The 26,010-nt window shown below is 53.4% G+C and carries 16 protein-coding genes; 8 read left to right on the plus strand and 8 right to left on the minus strand.

The window, feature by feature from the left end; genetic code table 11:
• The first annotated feature begins 51 nt into the window (after positions 1-51).
• From VN12_RS03275 to VN12_RS26580, 5 genes are all read left to right on the plus strand, one after another.
• Complete coding sequence (locus tag VN12_RS03275; RefSeq protein WP_146675489.1) at positions 52-813, plus strand: SDR family NAD(P)-dependent oxidoreductase; 762 nt, start codon at positions 52-54, stop codon at positions 811-813.
• On the plus strand, positions 798-2,318 hold the full coding sequence (locus VN12_RS03280) for a DUF4350 domain-containing protein (protein ID WP_146675490.1): 1,521 nt from the start codon (positions 798-800) through the stop codon (positions 2,316-2,318). Before VN12_RS03275 ends, VN12_RS03280 begins: the two co-directional genes overlap by 16 nt.
• A gap of 22 nt (positions 2,319-2,340) precedes the next feature.
• Positions 2,341-3,366 carry a PP2C family protein-serine/threonine phosphatase gene (locus VN12_RS03285; protein ID WP_168164190.1) on the plus strand — a complete coding sequence of 342 codons (1,026 nt, stop codon included), beginning with the start codon at positions 2,341-2,343 and terminating at the stop codon, positions 3,364-3,366.
• Positions 3,367-3,443: 77 nt separating this feature from the next.
• Entirely contained in the window at positions 3,444-3,821 is a 378-nt protein-coding gene (locus tag VN12_RS26575; protein WP_146675160.1) for an IS5 family transposase, read from the plus strand.
• Complete coding sequence (locus tag VN12_RS26580) at positions 3,764-4,285, plus strand: IS5 family transposase (protein WP_168164138.1); 522 nt, start codon at positions 3,764-3,766, stop codon at positions 4,283-4,285. Before VN12_RS26575 ends, VN12_RS26580 begins: the two co-directional genes overlap by 58 nt.
• 497 nt (positions 4,286-4,782) lie before the next feature.
• Here VN12_RS26580 and VN12_RS03300 read toward each other — a convergent pair whose 3' ends face one another.
• From VN12_RS03300 to VN12_RS03315, 4 genes are all read right to left on the minus strand, one after another.
• Positions 4,783-5,889, minus strand: coding sequence for a hypothetical protein (locus VN12_RS03300; RefSeq protein ID WP_146675492.1), 1,107 nt, complete (start codon positions 5,887-5,889; stop codon positions 4,783-4,785).
• A gap of 593 nt (positions 5,890-6,482) precedes the next feature.
• Positions 6,483-7,619, minus strand: a complete 1,137-nt coding sequence (locus VN12_RS03305) for a GIY-YIG nuclease family protein (protein ID WP_146675493.1) — start codon at positions 7,617-7,619, stop codon at positions 6,483-6,485.
• Positions 7,620-7,805: 186 nt separating this feature from the next.
• Positions 7,806-11,249, minus strand: coding sequence for a serine/threonine protein kinase (locus VN12_RS03310; protein ID WP_146675494.1), 3,444 nt, complete (start codon positions 11,247-11,249; stop codon positions 7,806-7,808).
• Between the two features lie 28 nt (positions 11,250-11,277).
• Positions 11,278-12,828: an ATP-binding protein gene (locus VN12_RS03315; RefSeq protein WP_205855177.1), complete on the minus strand. Its 1,551-nt coding sequence runs from the start codon at positions 12,826-12,828 to the stop codon at positions 11,278-11,280.
• A 289-nt stretch (positions 12,829-13,117) separates the two neighbouring features.
• Between VN12_RS03315 and VN12_RS03320 the strand changes: the two genes are divergently transcribed.
• Positions 13,118-14,239 (plus strand): EAL domain-containing protein, encoded by a 1,122-nt coding sequence (locus tag VN12_RS03320; RefSeq protein WP_168164191.1) that lies wholly within the window; start codon positions 13,118-13,120, stop codon positions 14,237-14,239.
• 64 nt (positions 14,240-14,303) lie between these two features.
• Here the strand turns inward: VN12_RS03320 and VN12_RS03325 are convergent, their stop codons facing one another.
• Positions 14,304-15,263, minus strand: coding sequence for an ATP-grasp domain-containing protein (locus tag VN12_RS03325; RefSeq protein ID WP_168164192.1), 960 nt, complete (start codon positions 15,261-15,263; stop codon positions 14,304-14,306).
• Positions 15,264-15,670: 407 nt separating this feature from the next.
• Here VN12_RS03325 and fae point away from each other — a divergent pair, with 407 nt between their 5' ends.
• Positions 15,671-16,264: a formaldehyde-activating enzyme gene (fae, locus tag VN12_RS03330; RefSeq protein WP_146675497.1), complete on the plus strand. Its 594-nt coding sequence runs from the start codon at positions 15,671-15,673 to the stop codon at positions 16,262-16,264.
• 35 nt (positions 16,265-16,299) lie between these two features.
• Here fae and VN12_RS03335 read toward each other — a convergent pair whose 3' ends face one another.
• Both VN12_RS03335 and VN12_RS03340 read right to left on the minus strand, forming a co-directional pair.
• On the minus strand, positions 16,300-19,629 hold the full coding sequence (locus VN12_RS03335) for an efflux RND transporter permease subunit (protein WP_146675498.1): 3,330 nt from the start codon (positions 19,627-19,629) through the stop codon (positions 16,300-16,302).
• Complete coding sequence (locus VN12_RS03340) at positions 19,629-21,380, minus strand: efflux RND transporter periplasmic adaptor subunit (protein WP_146675499.1); 1,752 nt, start codon at positions 21,378-21,380, stop codon at positions 19,629-19,631. The genes VN12_RS03335 and VN12_RS03340 overlap by 1 nt, the downstream gene beginning before the upstream one ends.
• Positions 21,381-21,747: 367 nt before the next feature.
• Here VN12_RS03340 and VN12_RS03345 point away from each other — a divergent pair, with 367 nt between their 5' ends.
• A complete protein-coding gene (locus VN12_RS03345; RefSeq protein ID WP_146675500.1) occupies positions 21,748-24,636 on the plus strand; it encodes a hypothetical protein in 2,889 nt (962 codons plus the stop codon).
• Between the two features lie 31 nt (positions 24,637-24,667).
• Here VN12_RS03345 and VN12_RS03350 read toward each other — a convergent pair whose 3' ends face one another.
• Positions 24,668-25,999 (minus strand): DUF1501 domain-containing protein, encoded by a 1,332-nt coding sequence (locus tag VN12_RS03350; protein ID WP_409994267.1) that lies wholly within the window; start codon positions 25,997-25,999, stop codon positions 24,668-24,670.
• Positions 26,000-26,010 lie beyond the last annotated feature (11 nt).

The raw sequence follows: 26,010 nt of genomic DNA on the forward strand, positions 1-26,010 counted from the left end.
CAAACATGTTTCGTCAAGTTCAGCCTTAAAACCTTGCAAAACAGGACCACGATGACTTCTACCTCCTGGGCACTTATCACCGGCGCGAGTTCTGGAATCGGTCAGACGATTGCGATCCGACTCGCGCGCGCAGGCTTCCGGATCGTCGTGAACCATTTTCGCGATATTACCGGTGCAACCCGCACGCTGGAATGGGTCAAGGAAGCAGGTTCCGACGGAGTGGCGATCGATGCCGATGTCGGATCGGGAGCCGAAGTGGCACAGATGTTCGAGCAATTCGACGAAATTGGCGGGGCCCTTCGGGTGCTGGTCAACAATGCAGGGGTTCAGACATGGGCAGGCCTGCTCGATCTTCAAGAATCCGACTTCGACCGGACGATACGCACCAATTTAAAGGGTACGTTTCTTTGCATGCAGCAAGCCGGACGTAGGATGCGAGACGGAGGAGCGGGAGCCATCATCAATATTGGCTCTGGCGCAAATCGCATTCCCTTTCCCAATCTATCGGACTACTGCGCGAGCAAGGGGGGGATCGAAATGTTGACCAAATGCGCTGCCACCGAATTGGGGCCCATGGGCATCCGCGTTAACTGCGTCGCGCCAGGTGCGATTGAGAACGAGCGAACGAAGGCAGAGAATCCCGAATACGCAAAAACGTGGGGAAGCATCACTCCACTTCGACGTTGTGGCGTGCAAGACGACGTGGCGGAGGCTGTATTGTATTTTGCCACCGATGCATCCCCGTTCGTCACCGGCCAAATCCTTTACGTCGACGGCGGCTTATGGACTCGAAATCAATGGCCCTACGAATAAAATCGACTCAATCAGCGTCCGATTGTTGGTTCAATGGAGTACGCCTACTTCTGTTCTGCGTGGGAGCGTCTCTCGCGTTCGGCGGCGATCCTGATGACAAATCTTCACAGGACAGTCAGCGTCACGCACCACCTCGAGTATTGGCGGATGCTTACCACTCCCACACGTGGATCGAGACACTCCCCGCACCAGGCATGAACAATTACCATTTGCTTCATGGCCCTGCTCGAGCATTCTCTGCTTTGAGGCAGCAGGGGTGGGAATGCAAATCCCAGCTGGGTCCTTGGACCGACGACGCGCTCCGTAATACCGATGTTGTTTACATCAATTTAGTTTCCGCAGATCTGCCCCCCTTTCATCCGGACGAAATCGACGCGCTTGAGCGTTTTGTTTCACAGGGTGGCGGATTGTTCCTGATCATCGATCACAGCAACTGCTACTTTCATAATCATGTCCTCGGGAATTTGGCCGATCGATTCGACCTGAAACTGCATCAAGAGACGCTTTGTGATCGACCTCCTCACACCGTGGGGGACGGAAATGCTTGGATTGTCCTTTCTGATATTCGCCCCCATCCAGCTACGCATTCGGTGCAACAATTTGTCATGATGACAGGAGGGATAGTTGATCAACGAATGGGGGTGGTTTACTCAAGTTCCGATTCGTGGGGGGACGCTGCGGTGATTCCTCCATACGGTGAGTCGAACGGTCCCGGTTTTTACGGTGATTTTCAGAAGCAGCCCGCAGAGGTAACTGGCCCACACGCGGCAATTGGTGCGAAAGAATGGGGCAAGGGTCGGGTCTTCCTCGTAGGGGATCAAAATGCGTTCGGAGCATTCGCGTTCAATTACTTGGACAATCGTCAACTTTGGTTTTCCGCCATGCACTGGTTGGCCAAACAAGAAGTAGGGAGCTCCTCCGACAGCCACCGTCAGGAAGCATTACCAGGCCTGGCACTGGTTTGGTGTCGAGAACCCGGTTCGGACTCACCACTTCGTTTTGCGGATGGAGGAAAGAATGGACTCTATCACTTTTTTGCGTGGATAAACAAGATCGCGGATGCCCGAGGGACACAACGCTCCTTGAGAGAATCGAAGGTCTTGATTTTGCCGGACGAACATGTCTTTCGGACTCACAAAGACACTCGGGAGATCCTCGATTACATGCAGCAGCCTGAGCGAACGGTGGTGATTCTCAGCAATACGCCTTCTAGTCCGGAACAAGTCGTTGCACTACCATGGTCGGAGTGGCGACAAATCTCGATACCAAGCCTCAATGAGACGCTTGGTACTCACCACGCATGGGAGCATCCGTCGGGTTCGAAGCTGGTGTGGTTTCAGAACGACAAATTCCTCAACTCCAACTTCCCTGCTCCCGAAATTCCAATCCCGCCCCCTTCCCAGCCATTTGTCGATTCCCTCATGAACTTCCTCGCCGAACAAGGTGTGGAGTGGGGGGGAGATAGCAGCACATCAGCCGATTGGCTTGATGAACTGGATCGATAAGCACTACCGGAGTCTACGCGAAATGACCAAGATCAATGCCCTTTCGTTCGGACGCACCGATAAGGGCAAAGTACGGACGGAGAATCAGGACCAATTCTTTATTGCCGATCTCTCACGATCCATGCGAGTGCAAACCAATTCGCTGGATATGGATCGATATTCGCGATTGCACGGTGGGGCATTAGGACATTTGTTCCTTGTCGCCGATGGTATGGGGGGGCATCGAGGGGGGAGGGAGGCAAGCCAATTAGCGATTCAGTACTTTATCACCTCCATCCTCAATAGCATGCGATGGATCGTGAGGATTGATGCCGGAGCGGAAGATCGGTTTCTCGACGATCTACAACGTTTGCTTTCCAACGCGCACAAGACACTGCAAACTTATTCAGCTCAAGAGCAGGAACTCAAGGGAATGGGGACAACGCTCACCATGAGTTATGTTTCATGGCCACGCATGATCGTGGTCCACGCAGGAGATACACGCTGTTATGTAATGCGGAAAGGTGAGTTGCGATTGATTACCCGCGATCACACCGTTGCAAATCAATTGATTCGTTCAGGACAGCTTTCTCCCGAAGCAGAAGATCGATCGCCCTGGGCAAACGTTCTCGTGAATGCTTTGGGAGCCGGGGCATCAGATGTCACGGCGGACATCTACAAGGTCGACTTGGAAATCGGAGATCGGCTGATGATGTGCAGTGATGGGTTGAACAAACATTTGAAGGAGGACGAGATCAGAGAGATTCTCATGCAACAGACGTCGGTAGAGGATGCAACCAATGTGCTAGTCCATCGCGCGATCGAGGAGGGTGGGACAGACAACGTCACCGTTATTGTCTCGGATTTTATTGGAGAATCAGAAGAGAGTCGCATGCCCATCTGGCTATCGCCACGCACGGCTGAGCAATCGTTATTCGAAGCCCCCGTACCGGACGAAGAACAAGACACGAATGTGGACGAGCCTCTTCCCAAAGAAACAACTTCTCCATCTGGCGGAACGGGTGGTTCGAAAGTCACCACCGACGACACTCCAACCCTGGACTACTAGGCTCTGTTTGAAAACTGGTGTTTTCGTAACTTTGCGAATTTGCGATAATCGACGGATCGCCAATCAAGGAGGATACGATGGCACGTCACAGATTAACCGATTTGCAATGGGAATGCATCGAGGAACTGTTTCCGTCTCCGAAGACAACGGGGCGGCCTCCTACGAACTACCGCTTAGCGTTTGATGCCATTCTTTGGATTCTGCGCACCGGATCGCCTTGGCGCGATCTCCCTGAAGAATTTGGGAAGTGGAGAACTATCTACGGCCTCTACGATAAATGGAACGGTGATGGAACCCTTGACGCTGTTCTGAATAAGCTTCGTTCAGCTCGCATTGATGATGGTGCAATCGATAGTGATCTATGGTGTGTCGATGGGAGCGTCATCCGTGCCCATCGATGTGCTTCTGGCGGTGGAAAAAGGGGGCGCCAGACGAGCCAGCTGATCATGCACTAGGCCGTTCGCGAGGCGGATATTCAACCAAAATCCATCTTCTCGTGGATGGCATGGGCAATCCTCTGGCATTCACCATTACGGGAGGGCAAGCTCATGAGACCACAGCACTGCTCGAGGTCCTCGAGAAGGCCGACAACGATCTTCATGACAGCGAAGGTCGCCCGGTTGCTTGGCCAGTGAATCTTGCAGGAGATAAAGGTTATCGAGCCGAATGGATCGACGAGACGCTCATCGATCTTGGAATCAATCCGATCATCCCGTCGAAGTCGAATGAAGATCGCGACGCACGAACGGCACAATTCGACGGGGATTGTTATCGACGCCGGAATATTGTCGAACGCTCCATAGGTTGGCTCAAAGAGTGTCGACGCGTCTTTTCGCGATTCGAGAAGACCGCCATTAACTACGCTGGGATGATTAAAATGGCGATGATCGAACGATTCCTCCGAATGATGTGTAGTTAACAGTTTTCAAACAGAGCCTAGCCTGCGTCGTAGAACTCGTTGCCGACCAAAGTCAACGATCAACCAGTTATCAGGTAAGGTCATTGATCTACTCGTTACCAAACAAGTCCATCGGTCTTCGGGTTGCTAAGTGAGGTGCTCGAATAACCTATTGCTAGGCAAATCCCTTCATGATTATCTACCGTAATCGGTACGCTCCTGCATCGCCCAACTCATCCGCCCCCCAACCGGGGACACTCACCAACACTGGGGACACTCACCCCAAACTGGGGACACTCACCAGGGGTGCCAAACTGGGGACACTCACCAGGGGTGGGGAGTGGCCCCCCGAAGGTGGGGGCGAGAGGGGGTGGTTCGAGGGGAATGGGGGCCGAGGGGCGGTCAAAGACGGGTTTTTGGACCGTTTGACTCTCGAGGCGCGCAGCGGCGAACCCAGTGCCGCTCCAAGGGTCACTCTCAAAGAAGAAGATGCTCGCGGCCTGTACGGCTACAAGCTCTTAAGAAGGTCGCTGGAATCGCGGACAGTAGATCTGCCGCTGGGTGACCAGCGTTCGAGCCTCCTTCATACTGCGCACACTTCCAGCCGCCAATGAGAACATTCGACTGAAATGGGTCGTGTAGTCGATCCAACGCTCGGGATCCAATCCCAACCGCTCCAACACCGGAGGCACCTCCTCGGGTGTAAACCCTTTCTTGCCTTCCCGGATAATCCTCGCCGTCGCATCCAATAGCTGGATATAGTTCATCGATGACAACGGTACCACGCCCTTGTCACTGCAACGCTTCTTCGTCTTGCTCGGTTTGCTCCCCTGGCTTCCTCTCTCATCGATCAGCTCTATCGGGGCTAAATACGCGTCTGGTAACAGACGCTGTGGCAAGGCAGGATCTTCGCTGGGCGCTGGGAACTGCGGCGATTCCGTTTGAGTTCCCTCCGGGGGCGGTTCCGGCTTGGCAAGCTCCTGCTTCAGGGCTGCGATTCGCTGGGCTACCGACGTGTACTGGGATGCCTCGAGCGTCTGGGCTACCTGGGCGCGGATGGGATTCAAATCCACATAGCTCACGCAGGCCAAGATGGCTTCGTCATCGAGCAACCGCACCGCCTTGAACCGGCCATTGAAGAGACGGCCCGTCTCTTGGAGCTCCAGGTTGGCGCGCTTGGCGACTCGCTGGCAAAGGATGCGCATCCACCACGAGATATCGCTGAGCCGCAATCGGATCTCTTTCAACTTCTCGGGCTTGGTGCGGATCGCATCGAGCTCCTTTTCGTTGGGCTCCGCTGGAGTCTTGTCTTTGTTCTTCCTCTTGGGACACATCAACATCCAGCGCCTGGCCACTTCGGTATCGTCCCACTCTTGGACAATGTCGGGGCGAGACCGCAAGACCGAGTGGAAGTGGTTGCTCATGATGGCATGACCTAGGACGTCGATGCCAAAGTACTGGGCTTGCTCCTCGATCTGCTTGGTGATCCAGAGACCGCGATGGCTGTGATCTTTGCGGGTGAGAGCATCATCGCCGAGCAAGAAGTACTTGCGAACAATGGTGGCGATGGTGTGGACCGTAGCGACTTCGTCGGGACGGTAGATATCGGCGCGGGCGCTGCGCATGATCTGAATTCCTTGGGCGAAAGGGAAAACATCGGCAAAACAAGGGACGATTCGTTCGGGTTGCCGGGCACGATCCTGTGCATAGAAGTGATTGGAGCGTCTCGAGACCCCAGATACAAGAGTGGGGAAGGGGGCGCCAAAAAGATTTTTCAGGACACCGGAAATGGGGACATTCACGCGCACTAGGGACACTCACGCGTACTGGGGACACTCACGCGTACTGGGGACACTCACGCGTACTGGGGACACTCACGCGTACTGGGGACACTCACGAGGACTGGGGACACTCACGAGGACTGGGGACACTCACGAGGACTGGGGACACTCACGAGGACTGGGGACACTCACGAGGACTGGGGACACTCACGAGGACTGGGGACACTCACGAGGACGGGGGACACTCACGAGGACTGGGGACACTCACGAGGACTGGGGACACTCACGAGGACTGGGGACACTCACGAGGACTGGGGACACTCACGAGGACTGGGGACACTCACGAGGACTGGGGACACTCACGAGGACTGGGGACACTCACGAGGACTGGGGACACTCGTGGGGACTGCTTTAGTTGCGATTTCTACAACCGGTTGCTAGGCAGCGGGTTGGGACAGGGGAGGATGAAGCCTTTTTTTGGCTTCTTGCCACGTTCGAGGGAGGCTATCGATTGCGAAGGTTTGGGAGATGTACTCGGCTAGGGGAAGTTCCATACTGGATTTCTTGTGCTGCTTCTCTTTCTGAAACCAGGAGGTGACTAGACCTAGAGTGTCATCGGGGTTTTGTACATAGGTTCCTAACTCTGGTTGCGGCTGGTTACAAATATCAAGCTTTCGCAATGTTGCATTCCACTCCTTGCTTGTGTTCGGAGGCGCCAGCGATGCAATTACACCTCCTTCTCGAATCACATACCAGACGGCTCGAGCCTGCTTCGGGTAGATCGCGTAGATGGTTGGATTGGATTCTCGCGCCCTCTGAAACTGTTTCAAACGCTTGGTGATCCAACGTATGATGCTTAGGTCTTCGCGCAATCTCGCTGCATATTCGAAATGAAGTCCCGCGGCGGCTTTTTCCATTGCATTTTGAAGCTTCGATTCCAGGTCCGATTCCCCCGTTCGAAGGAACCGCACGGCCGCCGCAACACCTTCGTCATATCCGGATTTGCTGCAGACCGGCAAACAAGGAGCTAAACAGTTTCCAAGTTCATGGCGTACACAGCCTGCACGGTGCTCTAAATCAAATAAGGAAAGCTGGTTCGAAAAGTGCATGGGCGTTTTATGGCTACAGTCTCGCAATCGAAATGTGCGGGTTAAGATCTCGATTGCACGCGACAAATGGGTTACACCGCTCAACGGACCAAGTGAGCACTTGGCGGTCGGGTCATGATATCGAGAAAGATAAAACGCTTCGGCTGGCCCTTTGCCAAGACAGAGATAAGCCTGCCGTTGTCGATTTGGCATTCCAACTACATTGAAGCGAGGTTGCCACCGCCGAATCAAACACTGCTCTCTTAGCAACGCAGCGAATTCGCTAGGTTGGGGCTCCCAGACAATCTTGTACGCTGCTTGTGCGATCCGCCCCGACTTGTCCTCATCGTTATTGGGCAAGTAGTAGCTCATCAACCGATTGCGCAACGCTTTTGATTTACCAACATAGATTAGACGCCCCGTCGCATCCAACATTCCATAAACGCCAGGCGAACGCGGGACCCCGCTGGCAATGGCTCGCTTCATGTGCGCAAGCCTATCCTCGTGGGGAATGCGATCGGGAGCTATTTCCGGCGGAAGCTGAATCCAACTAAGATGCGGGCGCTCGAAAGGCAGGAACGGATCCTCTCCAAAATCCTCGAAACAGTCTATCCAAACAACATCCATGCGATCGCCCTCCGCGGCGCATTATCGCACGGGGGCTTTGGGTGATCAAGATTCCGACGCGGGATGCGCGAACGGAATCCACTCGATATCGACACGCGACAATATCCGAGGAACAAGCTGCCAAGTTTCGCTGGTCGGCATCCAAAGTTTGTCGATCAATTCTTCAACGTCGATCTGATCCCCTACCGCCACGACATAGCTAGCTATCCTGCGATCAGTTAAATGAATGCGACTGATTTTCGCCAACTTTCCTTTGAGCTCCTCGGGCAACTGGTACCAAATCATTTCAGAAACGAAGAGATGAAGGTGGACCGATTCTCCGTAGTCAGCCAGGAAGGGGATACAAGTATCGATTTTCGCATCGAGGTCTGCATCACCTTGAATGGCTGTTGCAACCCGGGCCGAGTCCAAGGCGATCGGCCCAGTAGAAATTTCCCCCAAGAGCGTCATGGAATTGCCTTCGGACAAATCAAAGTCCGACTCACTGGGCGAGGCACCTCCACGCATTTGAGTCAAGGTGTTGGTCGCTGCTGGTTGTGCTAACGCCGTTGCTTTCGAGCGAGGGATAGGTTCATGAGTCCTGCTTTGTTGAATAATCTCCTTTTGGATTTCGATCGTTAAAGCCTCTAGCATGTCGGCGATCGACGCAGTCTCGCCATTGACCGAATGATTCGCCGGGATACCCACCATTGCCGCTTCGATAGCTTGGCACCCACACTCTTTGACCCAAATGCGAATGACAAGATCGGCGATCGATTCGCGGCTGAGCCGGTGGATGGCATCCGATTTGTCTTGTTGGTTCTGCGACAGAAAGCTCTCGATGGAGTATCCAAAACGACGCAAACAGAAGTCTTTGGAAAAGTGAAAGAACTCGCCCTGCAGGTCCCTGCTGCACCTTGCCCAGACCTGCTGAATTCCTCGTAGTCGATCGATGAACCTTAAAAGCATCGAACCACTGAGTTGATGGAAGATCGCTTCCATTCGAACCTTTCCTTCCAGATTCATGACACTTTGGCTGCGTACGACTTGCGATTCGCTCTCACTTAACTCAACCAGTTTCGCCTCAAGCTTCTTTGCGACGGAAAAAAGCGAATGCGCATTGACTTGGAAACGCTCTTCCAGGAGCTCCATGAGCTTAGGGAATATCGACCAATTCAAGGGGACGGCGATCCATCGGCTAGTGATCCATTCGAGGAGCCTTTCCCATCGACATTCAAACAGTTGTTGCGTCGCAATTGCGGCTTCCGAAAGATCCATCCCCAACGGTTCAACCAATCGCTTGAGATGAACTGCATCATCGAGCATGCACGCACTGGGGCGGTAATTGGATCGGAAGTCTTGAACTTGGTTTCCGATCTCGGAAGGAAAAACGGAACGCATCACGTCGCGCACCCACGCTTGCGCATTGAAATTGCAGACGCGAAATGCGTCAGTGATAAAATACTCAATCTTCTCAAGCATTTTTGGGGACAGCAGCAGGCATTGAGGAGACTCAGCCGCTGAGACACCTTTATCCAACGCCGAAATCCAGGACATCAACCCGTGGAGCACAGTGGTTGCGCTGGCTTTTGCTGGCTGAATGCTCAACTCAAGTGGTAATGGTGTTACCTTGATCGTACTCAGCCATGGCGGAGCATCGAGTGCACTCTGACTGCCCGATTCAAAATCCTCGCATCGCGAGGCATCGTCGATCGGATCTGCAATTTCGATATAGCGGACAACTTGCTCCATGACCTCTGTGTTATCCGAGGGATCCCCCATCTTCCCTCCATAGAACAATCGCACGCGATCAAAGGGTGGTTTACTACTTGGGGCGGCAGGAATCCCCGGAAGCTCCGGGTGAAGGCCACCGGTTCGAAAGTAGTGATTGACCTCGAGCAAGCAAGCGATGGAGCATGCGGTTGCGAGATCGCCAAGAGCCGTTGGACTGGGCGATGCGCATGTAAGAAGCAACTCGCATCGAATTGGAAGTTGCATGGACTCCGCAACTTGCTGAATCATAAATCCAAGTTCGCTTACAATCGAACTACCGGTTCCCCCCATTGTCGAGGCTACCAGTTTCACTTGAACGGGAACGTCCGGTTGTGAATCCGCAGACAGACCTTCTAGCAAGACCATGAGATGCTCGAATACTTGCGGGGCATGATCGATCAAGGCGAGCATACCCAAGGGCCTTACTCCCTCTGTCAATTGCGATCGAGGGATGTTGTACAACCATCTGCGGCTAAGTTGAGGAAATGCATGAGTTCCCTCACGATAGTAATGTGGGCTCTTTAGTGGCGTGTGAAAGACCTGTCGGCTTGTCAACGGTTTGAGGTTGGATCGGTCTACTAAAGGAAGGAGCGTATTCGCATCCGTGTCGAGCACGAAAAGAAGGGACTGGTCTTCCAAATCGCTCGTAATATCCGAATTGCGTTGGTTAAGAGCGGCGACCACTCCGGCGCCGATGCCGCCAACGCCAATCACCACCGTCTTTGGCCGAACGGCTGCGACCGGTTGCGATCCGGCACCCGACGCGGGTTGGGTTGAGAGCCGAATGCGGTGGCGAGTGGGTGCCGAATGATCGACAGCAGAGGACGATGGAGATCGCGTAGTAATTTTGTTGGAATTAACTCGCGGATTCCAGCCTCGAACACGTGTACTCCTTTCTTTGCTGGCGGCTTCAACATTCGATTGAACTGCCGATTCGATCGCGTGAATTAATTCCCTGCAATCTGAAAAGCGTTGATGCGGACGCTTTGAAAGAGCCTTCGCAATCACGGGTCTCTCGGCAGGCGGAAGAGGCTCGAGAATCGGCGCTTTGTGCAAGTGTTCGTTTGCGAGTTGAGCGGTTGTTCGACCACGAAACGGGAGTGTACCGGTCAACATCTCAAAGTAAACAATGGCGAGCGAATATTGATCGCTGAACCGACCAGGACGGCCATCAAACATTTCCGGAGCCGCGTAAGTCGGCGTCAACCCGCCCATCATCGACTGGGTCATCGAGTGAAGGTCTTTCACCAACCCAAAATCGGCGACCTTAATTCTATCTGAGACCAAAAGCAAGTTGCCCGGTTTGACATCGAGATGTTGTAGCTCGTGCTTTTGGCAGAGGAAATCAAGTCCATCGGCCGCATCCCTCAGGTAACTCAAAAGACGGTCTCGCGCAATTCCTGCAAAGCCTCTCTCTCGATACTCCACATAGCGATCAAATAACGATCCTTGGGCCAACTCCGTAACGATGATGAGCTGCCCCTCAATGATCTCAATCCGTTCGAGTGAAAGGATGAACGGATGATTGACTTGCCGAATGCGTTGGAGGGATTTGAGTTCTGCAACGGCACGATCCTCATGGACCGCACCATGCACGAACTTGATGGCCTTCTTCAATCCACCAGGTGCATCGGCAGCCCAGACATCGCCATATCCCCCAGATCCAATTTTCTTGGTCAATACATAGCCTGGAATCGGTTCGAATCCGGCTTGAATTCGTGTACCCACCGTACTCATGTTTGGCACTTCTCAACGATTGTATCGGTCAGGATGGATTGATGATTGAAGACATCGGTGACTGCATGGGTAACGCACCCATGGTTCGTTGAGTCAAGGATGGTTGAGGAACAGGCGTCTGAAGAGAGGAAGTTGCGGGACCATTCTGTGTCATTGGTTGCACCAACGGAGGCCGTTGCTGCGCTGGTATGGAAACTTGCCCCGCCCCCAAGCCTTGCGGCGCTGGCTGCGAACGCCGGATGGCAACTGGTTGATTCCCAAAGTAATTCTTACAGGCGATCTCAAGAAAATCGCTTCGCAATTCGATTCGTTCCTCTCGATATGCGCACAGGCATTTTATTTGATACAAGAGATCGCGTGGATGACATCGGCGCAGCGGCCTGTTCTGCCGACGATAAACTTTCATGATCAACTCTTCAACTGCCTGCGGTCTCCAAGCGATTTCGAAAGATTCGCATGCGCGACGAAAGAGTTCGGTGAACTCTTCGGGGGAAGGGTCTCCGATGTGGATCTTGAACGGAACTCGCCTCAGAAATGCCTCGTCGACCAATGACTCCGGCTGGAGATTGGTTGAAAAAAGAATGATTTGCTCAAATGGAACACAGATCTTCTTTCCGGTCGGTAAGTTCAAATAGTCATGGCGATTCTCAAGAGGAATGATCCAGCGATTCAATAATTCAGCAGGCTCCATGCGTTGACGACCAAAGTCATCAATCAGCAGGCACCCACAGTTGCTTTTCATCTGAATAGGTGCTTCGCACGTATTACTTCGTGGGTCATGTCGGATCTCCAGATTATCCATAGTCAGCTCTCCGCCGACGACGACCGTTGGACGTCGCACTCGCACCCAACGCCGGTCATGCTCTTGGTCGGTCATGATCCCAGAACTCCCGGCAAGTTGTTTCACTGGCTGATGATAGGCCGCGTCAAAGAATTTGATGATGACACCATCATCGATGACCGCGTGAGGCACCCAGACTTCTTCGCCACGGCATGCTGCTAAGCACTTTGCCAGTGTTGTTTTACCATTCCCCGGAGGTCCGTAAAGAAAGATGCCCGCATTGCTATTGATGGCCGGTCCGATGAAGTCGAGCCAAGATGGTACGTAGGTTACATGACCAAAAGACGCGATGAGCTGCTTCTTAGTGATAGGCTCGAACGTGCTTGCCTGCGCTTCGACGCTAAGTACATAGTCGAGGAGCGGGACAGGGGCAGGCCCTGTATACGAGCATACCGCTTGATACTGCAACGCTCGCTTTTGGCCTGCTTCCGTAAGGCTATAGTAGAAATCGTTGAGAGGAGCAGGTCGCGCATGTGCAATCAACTGCCGAACGCGGAGTTGCGCGAGTACTTGCTCGATTATTCGAAACGACAGACGCACGCGGTCGGTAATACCTCTCCCAGTTAGCGTGCCGACTCCAAGGAAGACTTGGAGAATAATGGATTCGAGCACCATCTCCGAAATCCCGCACTCTTCCATCGACTTCGGCTCATAGGGCCAGAATGCATCTTCGTTGAGAACAGCAGGCAAGGCATTTTGGGCCAAGGAAGCAGTGTCAGGGGTCAGTTTGGTGAGCATGCCGAGGAAACCCATTCTCGCGTAATAACCGGTCTAAACCACCTAGGTGGTAAGCTCTTCGCTTTCGAATGCTCGCTCCATCGGCCAACGCGCCGCGCAACTTTGTAGGCTTCCCCAAAAAGCGAATCGGTTGATAGAAAAGTTTGCCGAAAGATCCAATATTTCCGTTGCTGCGCCATTTTGTGGTTTAGAGTTCCTCGATGCGACCTGTCAGCCCCCTGGTCGGGATGATGCAACTAATAATTCCCATGACGCCATGAGCACCGATTCCTCACTCCTAGCCAGATCGATGCCGAATAATTCGATCCGCAATCTTCGCGCGGACGGCTCGTCGGTTTGGTTGCTTGAAGCAGTCGGAAAGAATTTGAGCGACACGCTCACTGTGATTTACCCGATCCCCTTCTCGATCGGACGGAAAGCAGGATGTAGTCTCCAGCTACAATCCAAAACGGTTTCTAGTCATCACGCCGATTTGACCATTCGGGACTCAATCCTCTATGTCGTAGATCGCCAGAGCACCAACGGCACTTATGTAAACGGAAACCGTGTTACTGGAATGATCGCGTTGAAGACGGACGATATTCTTCAATTCGCGGACGTCGCATTTCGGATCCGATGCAATGACCACGCAACCTCGTCCAACACAGTGGCGGAAGATGTTTGCGACCAAGCGCTCGCGCTAGTGCAATTCGATCGCATGATGGAAAAGAGGCTCGTGACGCCGTTCTTCCAGCCGATCGTGCATGTCGATGGCTCGGCCACCATCGGTTACGAAGTGCTCGCACGTAGCCGAATGTTTGGTCTTGAGACAAGTGCCGCGATGTTCGGCGCAGCTGCCAAACTCAACATGGAAGTGGAACTGAGTCAGATGCTCCGGTGGGAGGGCATTCGCGAGGGACTATCCCTTCCCAAGGGGAGTCAAATCTTCGTGAACACCCATCCCCTAGAGCTTGGACGCCCTGATCTTCTCGAGTCCATGACCAACGTTCGCAACATGACTCCAGATACCCCCATCACCTTGGAAGTGCACGAAGCAGCGATCACCAATCCGTCGCAAATGTTCGAACTACGCAGCGCGTTACGAGACCTGCAAATCCAGTTAGCCTACGATGATTTTGGTGCTGGCCAAACCCGCTTGTCGGAATTGGGGAATGCTGCCCCGGACGTGATGAAGTTTGATATGGGGCTGATTCGAGATATCGATAAAGGGCCCGTGGACCGGATCAAAGTGCTGAAATCGCTGGTGCACGTCGTTCGGGATCTCGGCGTCACGGCATTGGCCGAAGGGATCGAAACAGAGGCTGAGGCTCTCGTCTGCAAAGAGCTTGGCTTTCAGTTGGCGCAAGGTTACTATTTTGGCCGTCCCGCCCCTCCCAATCGCTTTACAGAACCACGCCTTTCTCCGATCTAGCTTGTTCTCCACAATCGATCGCGTATCTCCGCGCGGTTGACGATTCTCCGATGCGTTTCTCTTGCTAGGGACCAATGGGGATTTCGAGTTCGTTTTCAAGCCAATACTTGGCGTTCTTCACAACGTCGTCTGATTCATTCCCATCGTCCATCCGGGTGAATAGGCTGCAAAGCGGATAACTAGCCGCTAATTCTGTGTCAGCTTTTGGTATGTCCGCGACCCAACAAGGCTCGGACGAAGTGAACGGTATCTGCCAGCGCCTTTCCCACATACCCGTAATGGCTCGCTCCGTTGCTCTCCAATGTTTTGCAAGATATAGGATCTCTTTGCGCACCGGTGCATCGATTTGCAAACGTTCTCGGAAGATCAATCGTTTCTGTTCATCCCAGGAAAGGGGCTCGAGTACGTTGCCACAAACGTTGTGATGATGCCATGCGATGGAGTGTTTCCAGTTCCGATCGAGTAATTCCATCCCTGCGCTCCACCGTGGGTTGATTTCAAGAAGAACCCAGCGATCGTCGGCGGTTCGAAGGAAATCGGCGTTCCAGACGCCCAGCCAGCCCGATTCCTGTGTAACCCTTTCCGCGAAATTGTCTAATCGTTCCCATTCCTGGGGCTCCAATGCCATCGGCCCAGACGAACCTCGATAGATAAAGTCACTCCAAGGATGTGGATGAAGAGGCAACGCGTTGACACCCCCAATTGCGATAGCGCCCCTTTTCCCGCTCAGAAATGAAACACCGACTCCCTCCCCTTCGATTCGTCGCTGCAAGAGAAGACGATCGCTCGACTCCCCCGCGTCCCTTCCGCGTTCGAAACTTCGCGTCCCCACAACTGGATTGAATCGAGAGACTCCGAGCCCCCCCGCCTGCCAGTGGTCTTTGATTAGCCATGTATCATCGGTTTCCCCCTCGGTCCACGGCAGCATTTGCCCGCTCGACTTCAGCCCGGCGATCGAGTGGGTTTCGGGGAATTCCATCCCGGATTGCAGGGCCCATCGCATCCACGTTTCCCAAGATCTCATGCGCGAAAATGAAATGGAACCTCTACTGACATTTGGTGCGAGATAAATCGAGGGAAGTCGCTCGATCCCACCGGCGAAGAACACACCCCCGAACTCGCCTTCCGACCGCCAAGAAGCAATGGTTTCGGTGAGCAGCGGGCAGTTATCGAGGGAGTCGATTGAAGAATAGCGAGTCGCGATGTGCAAGGTATCCAGATCGCCGCAACAGTCGATCACCCAGGGGTCCATGCCTGAACGTCGAACGGACTGAGCCAGCGCGCGGCACGAAAACCCAACCACCAGGGCTTTCCTACTCCCGAGCTGTGCAACAGAGGCCATTTTGACGTGGCTTTCGCCTGGCCGCCGTTTAAAATGCTCGCCGTTGTTCATTCGCTTCTTACCTAAATCTTTCCGAAGTAAACATCGACATGGCCAAGAAAAAAACTACCGCGAAACCAGCCAAAACAAAGAGCAAGGGAACCGGTCGGATCATTCTTCGAACCGGGGAGGCGCTCGTCGAAGCCGAGCCAGCTTGGTCCGCAGCCGAACCGGAAGTCATTATTGGAGAATTTGACGGTCCCGTTGGATACGCTTTCGCCAACTTGATCGGAAACCAGGTTAAAGGTCATACGAAAGTTTTCGCCATTCTCAATAGCGACGTGCAGGTGAAGCCTGCGACGATCATGGTTAGCAAGGTAACAGTCAACAATGAGAAGTACACCAACATTCTCATGGGAACGGTGCAAGCAGCGATTGCGCACGGCGTTCTCGACGCGGTCCGAGCGGGTTCGATTCCTAAAAACAAAGCGAACGATCTTGGGATCATCGTATCGGTTTGGCTAGATCCATCGATCGTCGATGTTGATTACGATCCAAAGCTCTTGTTCCAGACGAATCGCGAAGCCACCGCCAAAGCGATTGCGAAAGCCATGAACAATGAGCCGTCTATCGATTGGCTCCTCAAGAATCAGGAGTCCGTCCCTCACTTCTTCCATCAACTCGCTCTCGACGGAAAACTGTAGAACGAGCGATACCTTGTTTTGCTCATCGGTTGTTGTCAATGAGCGGTTTGTATCGAACCGTTTGCCGGATCAAGTAAAGGACGGTTTGTGGGGTCCTGTTCGCGGGGCTCCAAATCGGTCTCCCAGATGCCTTGCATTTGCTCCTTCGTGAAGGCGAGCTTGGCATAAAACTGGTAGAGAAACGGGACCATGAGCAAGACAAGGGCGGTGGATCCTAACAATCCAAAGGCAAGACTGGTGGCCATCGGGATAAGAACCTGTGCTTGAAAGGATTTTTCCAGCAACATCGGAAGCAATCCGGCAACCGTCGTAACACTTGTTAGAAAGACTGCGCGCAGTCGGCGCGATCCGGCCGTTATGATTGCTTCACGAACAGGCATGCCCCCGCGCACGCTCTGATTGATGAAGTCGACGAGGACGATCGAATCGTTCACTACCACTCCCGCCAGCGTCACCATTCCAAACATACTGAAAAGAGTAAGCGATAATCCCATAAGCGCGTGACCATAAATGGCCCCCACCATTCCAAATGGAACAATGGCGAGGATGATGAGAGGTTGAAGGTAGGAATTGAATTCGAAGACCAACAGTAAAAACATGCAGGCCATCGCTAAGACAAAACCAACCGCAAGACTACCGAAGGACTCGGCCGTCTCCTGCTGTTGACCTTCCCAACGAAATCGCAGCGATGGGTATTGCTGCAAAAGTTTCGGCATCAAGTTGTCTTGAAGCGATTTTGCAACAACCGCTGCATTGGCCACTGCGGTATCCACTTCGGCGCTTACAGTAATGGATCGCATTTGATCCAATCGATTAATCTCCGAGTAGCCTCTCGTTTTCGCGATCTTGGCTACTTCGGTGATCGGCCTTTCGATTCCATCGGCACCTCGAATGCGGAGTTCCTGCAAATCTGCGAGCGAGCGGCGTTGCTCTGGTGGATATCTCACCATCAATTTGACTTCGTGTCTCTCACGCTGCAGACGCATGACCTCTGCCCCGTAATACGCGCTGCGAACGGTTTCTGAAAGATCTGCGACGCTAATTCCCAGCGACTGTGCGCGATCGAGGACAGAAAACTGGAACTCAATCTTTCCAGGCGATGAATCGTCACGAATGTCGTAGACGCCAGCAAAATTCCCGAGGGCCTCTTTCGCTGTCTCGACGGCCGCTTCCAAGGCCACCACATCTTTGCGCGGCGCGAGAATCTTGAATTCAAGGGGTTTTCCACCTGGACCGATGTTGGCGGACTGGAAGGTCACTCTCTCAGCGCCCGGAAAGATTCCTGCTTTCTCGCGCCAACGCTGGATAAGTTCATCACTCGTGACGTTTCGATCCGTTGCATCGTGTATTTCCACTTGGACCTGCGCCACATGCGAACCGGAGACACGATCGCCCCCACCTGGATCTCCACTGGCTGCCGATCCGACTTGCAAGTAGGTCAGTTTCACTGGACCTCGCGGTGCAGTGGGATCGGAAGGTGGTGGGGTTTTGTTGGTGCCCGCTGCATCCTCTCGCTTCGCAATCGTCTCGCTTACATCGCGAATGGCGGTCTCCATTTGGCGAGCGGCCTCTCGAGTCACCGTTACCGGAGTGCCATCTGGATAGATGACTTGACCGATAATTGTCTTTCCATCGAGCGCTGGAAAAAACTCGAATGGCACCGCACCGGATCGGACCAGCCCGACCGCAAGCAACACTGAAGTGAAACCCATGGCGATAGGGAGTGACGGGTAAGACAAACAGATGCGCAAAAGAGGCCCATAGAATCTCTCTCCAAACCAATCTAAAAATCGATTTGCAGGTCGGCCGAACCAGCAGAATACTTTTTCGAACTGATCCACCACGCGAGACCAAACGTGCAAAATGCGTTGGACGGTCGTCTTTGGTTCACGGTGTTCGTGAGACAAGTGACCTGGTAATGCGAAGGAAGCTTCGGCAAGCGAAAACAAAAGCATAGCGATGATGGCGGCTGGCATGACTGCGATGAATTTCCCCATCACACCCGATACATAGAAGAGCGGCATGAACGCGATGATTGTGGTCGCCACGCTCGAAAAGACGCTGGGAAGAACTTCGATGGCCCCGTCGATTGCCGCCTGAAGGTTCGATTTGCCCATCATTCGGTGCGCGAAGATGTTTTCACTAATGACGATTCCGTCGTCCACGACAATTCCCACTGCCATCAGGAAGGCAAACATGGACAGCATGTTCAGGGTTGCGCCGGTGGAGTACAGGACGATCCCTGCTCCCATAAGGCTTAATGGGATTCCCATTGCGACCCAAAAGGCAAGACGCAAATCGAGGAAGACCGCCAGGAGAAGAAACACAATAAGTCCGCCCTGCAATCCGTTCTCACGAAGCATGCGAATGCGATCGCGGACATCGACACTTTCGTCCCCCCACGCCTTCAGTGCATACCCATGAGGCGCCTCGCTTTTGGCAACAAAAGCTGTGACTTCGTCGGAAATGTTTAGCAGATCTTCGTCGCTGGTGCGGGAAATCTCGATCGTGATTGCGGGCCTACCATTGATCTCGCTGATCGCGGTGACATCATCGAATTCGTCACGAACCTTTCCAATATCCCCTACCGTAAGAACGACGCCGTTGGATTGAGTGATCACTGGGAGTTTTGCAATCTCCTGGCCGATGTCACGTTTGTTTTTCCCTCGAAGCAATATCTCTTGGCCATCGCTTTTGATTTGGCCACTCGGAAGTTCGATATTTTCTCTTCTTAAGATTTCGGCGATACGGTCGAGTGTTAGCCCATAACTGCGCAGTGTCTCTTCCTCTATCTCAACATCGATTTGATATGGTTTGATGTTCTGCAAGTTTGCTTGTGATACAGACGGCAATTCAAGCAATCGTTCCCGCACGATTTCTGCATAGTTCCTCAATCTTGTTTCGGCGGCACCGGAACGATCGTCGGGTCCAATCACCGCAACGCGAATCGCGGGCAATCGGAATGTAATCTGTTCGACAGTAGCTTTTTCACTTCGTTCAGGAAAGAAAACGGAGACACGGTCGACGGCCGAGCGAATTTCAGACAGGATCCTTTGCACATCTTTCACATTGGGATCCAATTGCACCAATGTATAACCAGCTCCCTCCCGGCAAATACTGGTTAGTTTGTTGATCCCCGAGATAGATTGGACTGCCTCTTCGACCTTCTGCGAAATGCCGCTTTCCACTTCGTCCGGAGTCGCTCCAGGGTAAGGAACGGCAATGGAAATCACTTCGAGCTGAAACTCGGGAAACGTTTCCCGTCGCATCGAAAAAAAGCAAAAGAGTCCGGCAACCAATATGATCAATTTGAGAACATTGACACCAGCGAGATTATTCACCGCCCATCGAATCGCGTTTTGCATTACTGCGCTCCTCCATTCTGGAGATTCTCGCTCGCTGCGTTCGTAGACGAACGATTCGTTTTTTGGAATCGCGCGGTATCGGATCCATCCCCAACGAGTGTCGCCATCGGTGAGACCACGGTGAGCACTCCGGGAGCCAGCGCCGGGATCGACTCCGCGACCCAATATTCTTCCCCCTCAGGGCCAAGTGGTCGAATGGTCCGAATTACCTTTACACCATTCACAACCTGGATTTTCCCTGGTTCCCACTCCGAAACATTGATCTCGACGCCCTCCGACTTGGCTGGAAGACGCCCTGGCAATGCAACATCCTTATCGAAAGCCTTAGGTGCAGTATTTTGTTTCTCTTCTCGGGGCGACCGTTCGGATTCGTCTCGGATCAATTCCGGTGCGGGTTGGAACGTGAGGACTTGGTTTCCAGGAAGCAATGCGAGCTTGGGGAGCAGAACGAATTCACGGCTTGGTTTCGTATGGATTGCGAGATCCACGAACATACCATTTACCAAGGCTGGCAGTCCGCCGTTCGAATCTTCATCAATCTTTTCCTTGTTGCGATAGACTTCTCGAGGATTCTCGACCGTGACGCGCACGGGAACCGTACGACTCTTCGAATCGAGTCCAATTCCTTCGTAACGACTGAGATGTCCCTCCCACGCGTATTCGATATCCTCGCGTCCAGGGACGCGGTAGCTGACGCTGACAGGGGTTCGAGGAAGTTCGTAGCTAGAAGCTTGAATGACACTTGAACCTGCTTTCCCCGTGCCCTGGTTTTGGTCTAGGACGAGGAGAAGCTGGTCGGTCCGCAGATTGCAAGAGACTTCGACGCGTTGGGTATCTTCAATCTGGCAAAGCGTTGCACCTTTTGCAACATAGGAATCCTCTTCGACCGATTCGCTCACAATCACTCCATCGATAGGAGACCGGATGCTGGTGCGCTCCAAGTTGACGACAGCTTGAGCGAGTTGGGCGGCCGCTAACTTCTCGGCCAATTGAATTCGAGTCCGGCGAGTCTCGAGAACCTGCATTTGGTTTTGTATGGTAAGGCGTTGATTGGCGCTGGAGAGGCGTGTGCGGCGAGCTTGATCCAACTCGCTTTCGCTAACGAGTCCCGCTGGAAGCGATTCCAATCGCTTGATTTCTTTCTCCTGCAATGCAACTTCTTCGTCGGCGAGTTCCAACGACCGCTTTGCATTGGAAACTTCTTGGTCTAGCTCTCTCTGCTGCGAATATTCGCTATCGCGAAGCGCCTGGAGTCTCTGGACTTCCAATTCAAAGTCGGTGGCATCGAGCTGAAAAAGTACCTCGCCCTTCTTCACAAATCGACCGAGCCTGCAATTGGCGCTCTTGGTTTTTATTTTCGAACCGACTTCGGCGGCGAGCGTTATGCGTCGAAACGGAACGACCGTACCGTTGAGGCTGATGTCGAGCGATTTGTTACCCGAGTAGGCTTCAATAGGGGCCACCGAAACAATTTGTAGCCTTCCCAATTTGGACGCTGGGTCCATTCCATCCCGTCGCGCCTCGCGCGGTTCCTGAGTTCCCATGGAGACCAAAGCGCCAATGCCGATGGCAACAATGGCTGCTGGAAGAACCAACGCGTAAAGAAAAGTCTGCAAGGGGTTGGCAACGGGGGTCACAGATTTGAGCTTCGCAATGAGATAAGTGGGGAGAAGGCATGAAAAGGCCGGCTCGCAATTCCTAACAGTGTATTTCCCTGTCGAGTTCGACGCCAACCAGATCGGGAGTGGCATTTTGCCCTCGCTTCCCGGCGAAGGTCATTGGCTCTTTAAGGGGTGAAGATTTCAAAACGTCCGTGAGCCACCGTGCTCACGGGCTGGAACGCTCCCCGACATCCAGTTGGGGAGCAGTCGGAGCAGCGGAGCGGTCGGATGCAGAATCCTTGGATTTTCCTTGCTATTTCGCCGCGATCGCCGGGAATTGGACTGCGAACAGGGGGGACGAACTTCATGGCTCCGCTGTCAAAATCGGCAAGTTTGGCAATTTCCGCAAATCGTGATGAGTTGGTATTCCCGGCATCAAGCACAAGATCCGCAAAAGCCGAAAGAGACAGAAGATCCCTTCAAACCCTAATTGTTCCTTTCCTTGAGGCGCTGGTTGATGATTACGAAAGCGGAAAAGCGACAACGGCTTGCTCGGTGGATTCGAGGGACCTTGATCGTCGCCACCCTACCGATCCTATCCATTCCGGCAGGTTGCAACCGCGCCCATTATCGCCAGCGAGCTGATCAAGAAGTTTGTGAGTTGGTGAACGAAAAAGTGGTGGATGCTTCCGCGCCTGCCATCCCAAGCGTGCAGATGCGGCGGGAGTCGCGAATGTTCGATCCGTTCAATCCAGATCGGCCTCCCATGCCCGAGGACGACGATGTAGCGCATCAGTACATGAAGGTGCTCAACGGAAAAAAGCACTATCCGCTTTGGGATGTGAATGGAAAGACGAACACGGCAGAGAATCCTGTTTGGTGGCAGTATCTTCCACTGGATGAACGCGGTGTTCTCGTTCTTGATGCCAATGCAGCCGTCCGATTGGCAACCTTGCACAACACCACTTATCAGCAGGAAATCGAGACGCTCTATCTATCAGCGCTCGACGTAAGCACCGAAAGATTCTTTCTTGGGAATCAGCTTTTCGCAGGTTATAGTGCGGCATACACCGCAGACGGAAAGCTGCGCCGAGGCGGGGGTGGCAATAGCAGTTCGACCCTTAGCAATGGCGTGTTTTCACGAGGAGCGCGAGGGATTGCTCTCCAACGTCAGTTCACAAACGGCGCCGAAATGATTGTTGGTTTGGCGAACTCGCTCACTTGGCAGCTTGCAGGTCCCGATACGCAAACCGCCACCACAGTGATTGACTTCAGCTTTATCCAACCACTCTTGCGAGGCGGTGGTCGAGATGTTGTGATGGAACGGCTGACCCTCGCCGAACGAACCCTGTTGTACAATGTGCGGGCTTTTGAACGATACCGCACAGGATTCTATCTAAACGTGACAGTCGGGCGTAATAATGATGCTGGTCCGACTCGACGCGGTGGTTTGTTCGGCGGTGCTGGTTTGCAAGGCTTCACGGGGTTGGGTGGCGGATTCGGTACGGTCGGAAACGTGCAGAACAACGCAGGGGCTGGATTTGGTGGTGGTGGAGCGGTTCCTCAGGTCGGTGGCTTCCTCGGGTTGGTGCAAAACCAGCTCCAAATTCGGAACGCAGAGGAAAACGTAGCCCGTCTTCGCGACAACCTTGCGAGATTCGAAGACACACTCCGAGAGCAGCTGACGATTATCCCGGCTTCCCAAGACGCGATCCCGAGTCAACAGTTGCAAGTCGCGCAAGCACGGCAAGCATTGATCTCTGCGCAAGCGACGCTGTTGCAGTCACGATTCAGCTATGAGAACTCACTCGACAACTTTAAGGGAACACTCGGGCTGCCCCCTTATGTTTGCATCGAGATCAAAGACCCGATCTTGGACCAATTCAACTTGATCAGCGTCAATCTGCGTGATCGACGGGCCCAGATAGGGGATTTACGTGAAGACATCGGGGACGCGAATACAATTATTCTGGAAGAAAGTGTTATCGAAACAGACAAGTCCACTGGCGATAAGTTCCGGACGCTTGTTTGGTCCGATACGACAGCGCAGGCGATCAGCGAAATTCGCAATCGAATTGAGCGGCTTCAAAATCTCCGCATGATCATCTTGCAACAAGACATCCAAGAGATTCGCACCGATCTTGCTCGATTGAGGGAGGTTCTACCGGAGCGGGAACGTTCGCTCGCCAGGCTTCGTGAGATGTACGAGCAAGAGCGAAACACCGTTTGTGCATTGTTACCCACCGATTCACTCGACATGGCATTGCTCGAATCCACGGATCTCCCAAGTCTTCCGGATTCGTTGCAAGCTGAGTTGGACAAAATCGAAAATCGCTTCCTGCAGCGGGAAGAGATTCTCAAGAAGATCGACTCCGACATGCAAAGCGTTCTGGCTTCGGGACAGCAACAGGACAAACGCAAGCAGTACGAAACGCTTCGTGATCAAGCGATTCTGCCGAGCCAATCGTTGCTAGCCGAGTTTGCGGAAGATGCCTTGTCGTTGCAGGTGCTTCAGGCGCGAGCAAGAGTCGAAAGCGTTATTCTTCCTGAGGTGGATATCGCTCCCGAAGAAGCTGTCGAAATCGCTCGGGTGAATCGACTGGACTGGATGAACAGTCGTGCTTCGCTGGTAGACTCGTGGCGGGCCATCGAGATTGTAGCGGACAATTTGGAGAGCACGCTCGATGTTGTATTTAGTGGCGACATTCAAAACGCGAACGATAATCCGTTATCTCTGCGTGGCAAAACCGGGCGGCTTCGAGCCGGATTGCAATGGGACTCGCCTCTCACTCGAATGCAGGAACGAAATCAATACCGTCAAGTATTGATCGAATACCAACAGGCAAAACGCAATTACTACCGATACGAAGACGCCGTCTGGCAGCAGCTGCGAAGCGAGATCCGAAACCTGCGTTACAACCAGTACAATTTTGAATTGCAACGCTACGCCGTTCGGATCGCCGCCCAACAGATCATCATCAACGAAGACCTTCGACTGATTCGGGAAAATTTAAGTCTCGCTTCCGGTCCAACTGCAGCCCGGGACAGTGTTTCAGCCCTCCAAGACTTGCTCAATGCTCAAAACACATTCCTAGGTGTATGGGTCTTTTACGAGGCTCAGCGTCGGAACTTGGATCAGGACTTAGGAACCATCCGAGTGGATGGTGAGAATATCTGGGTTGATCCAGGCCCGATCACATCGGAAATGTACGGATTTCCTCGAGCGACTCCGGAAGTTATCCTCGAGCAAGAAACCCAAACCGCCAAGCCTTGGGGAGGCGGTGAAATCTTGCCCGTATCGGCCAGTGTGGCTCCTTCTGATACCTTGTACCGTCCCGATAACAGATCCGCTAACGAGCCTCTGAGCGCGGGCGTGCAAGTCGCACCGCAGGTGCAGCTTCGTTAGGAAGTGACTGGGGATCCCTTCGCTTTGGGCCTTAAGCGAATAGCTTAGCGATGGGGATTCCCCCGTCGGTGATAGGAACGGGTCGATCGCCATCGAATAAGTTCTTCGACGGATCGATTTGCAAGGCTGCGCAGATAGTCGCAAAAAAGTTGGGGACGCTTACAGGACTGGAAACGATCTTCTTGGAGAACTCATCCGTTTCTCCGTATGCGCCGCAATGTTGGAGGCCTCCCCCAGCTAGTACGCACGTGAACGCCTTCCCTTGATGTCCACGTCCGCCGCCGCTATCGAACTCTGGCGGCCTCCCGAATTCGGTCGTGATAACAACCAGCGTTTTATCGAGGAGTCGTTTCTCGTTCAAGTCGTGAAGGAGCGCCCCCATCGATTGCCCCAATTCACGTATCAAAGCGTGCTGTTGCAGAATTCCTTCGTTATGCACATCCCAACCTGCGCCGTTTAGAAAATTCAAGTTGTGGGAGACTTCGACAAATCGTACCCCGCGCTCGATCAGACGACGACCGAGTAAGCAACGCTGTCCAAATTCGCTCCCATACCTATTTCGCAGGGCATCAGGTTCTTTCGCCAGATCGAAGGTCGACATGAAATCCGGACTGCTCAGTTTGCGACTCTGCATCATGGCGGCTTCATATTGCCGCACTTTACTGGCAGTTTCAACGCTGTCTGATAGGTGGTTCGAAGCGGAACGGACAAGATTCTGCATGCGCGATCGCCGTGCTTCTCGATCGGTCGTCACCTCGGGAGGACGGGATAGACCCGATGGTCCTTTGCTCGTGTCGGTCAAGTACAAGTAACCACTGGATGCACCTAGGAATCCGGGTCCTCGCGTCGGGTTGGGATAACCGATCAAGACGTACGGAGGGGCAAGATCGCTCGCAGCCCCGCGCTCGTGTGCGATGATCGAGCCGATCGAAGGATAGATAACCGTGTTGGTAACGGGCCGCCCCGTGTGCATGCGATTCGTCGCCGCGGCGTGCTCGTCGATGACCTCGTGATGAACCGTTCGGACCGCCGTGATGCGATCCATCCAAGGTGCAATGTCGGCCAAATGCTCGCAGACCTTTACATTAGGAACAGCCGTCTCAATGGCGTCGTAATAGGAACCAGGTTTCTTTCCCTTGGGATCTCCCTTGGCCTTCGGATCGAACGTGTCGATTTGGCCCATTCCTCCACCGAGCCAGATGGAAATGACATGTTCTGTCTTGCCAAACGGCATCGCGGAACCGCCCTGAGACAATGCACGGGCGACTCGAGTAGGACCAAACGCTTGCATCGCGCAGGTCGCGGCGGTACCAATCGTGGCCATGGCAGAGCGACGGTGCATGAATGGGGAAGGAAACTGCATGTTTCACCTTA

It is taken from the genome of Pirellula sp. SH-Sr6A, from assembly GCF_001610875.1.
In the GTDB taxonomy this organism is placed as follows: Bacteria; Planctomycetota; Planctomycetia; order Pirellulales; family Pirellulaceae; genus JBKCUI01.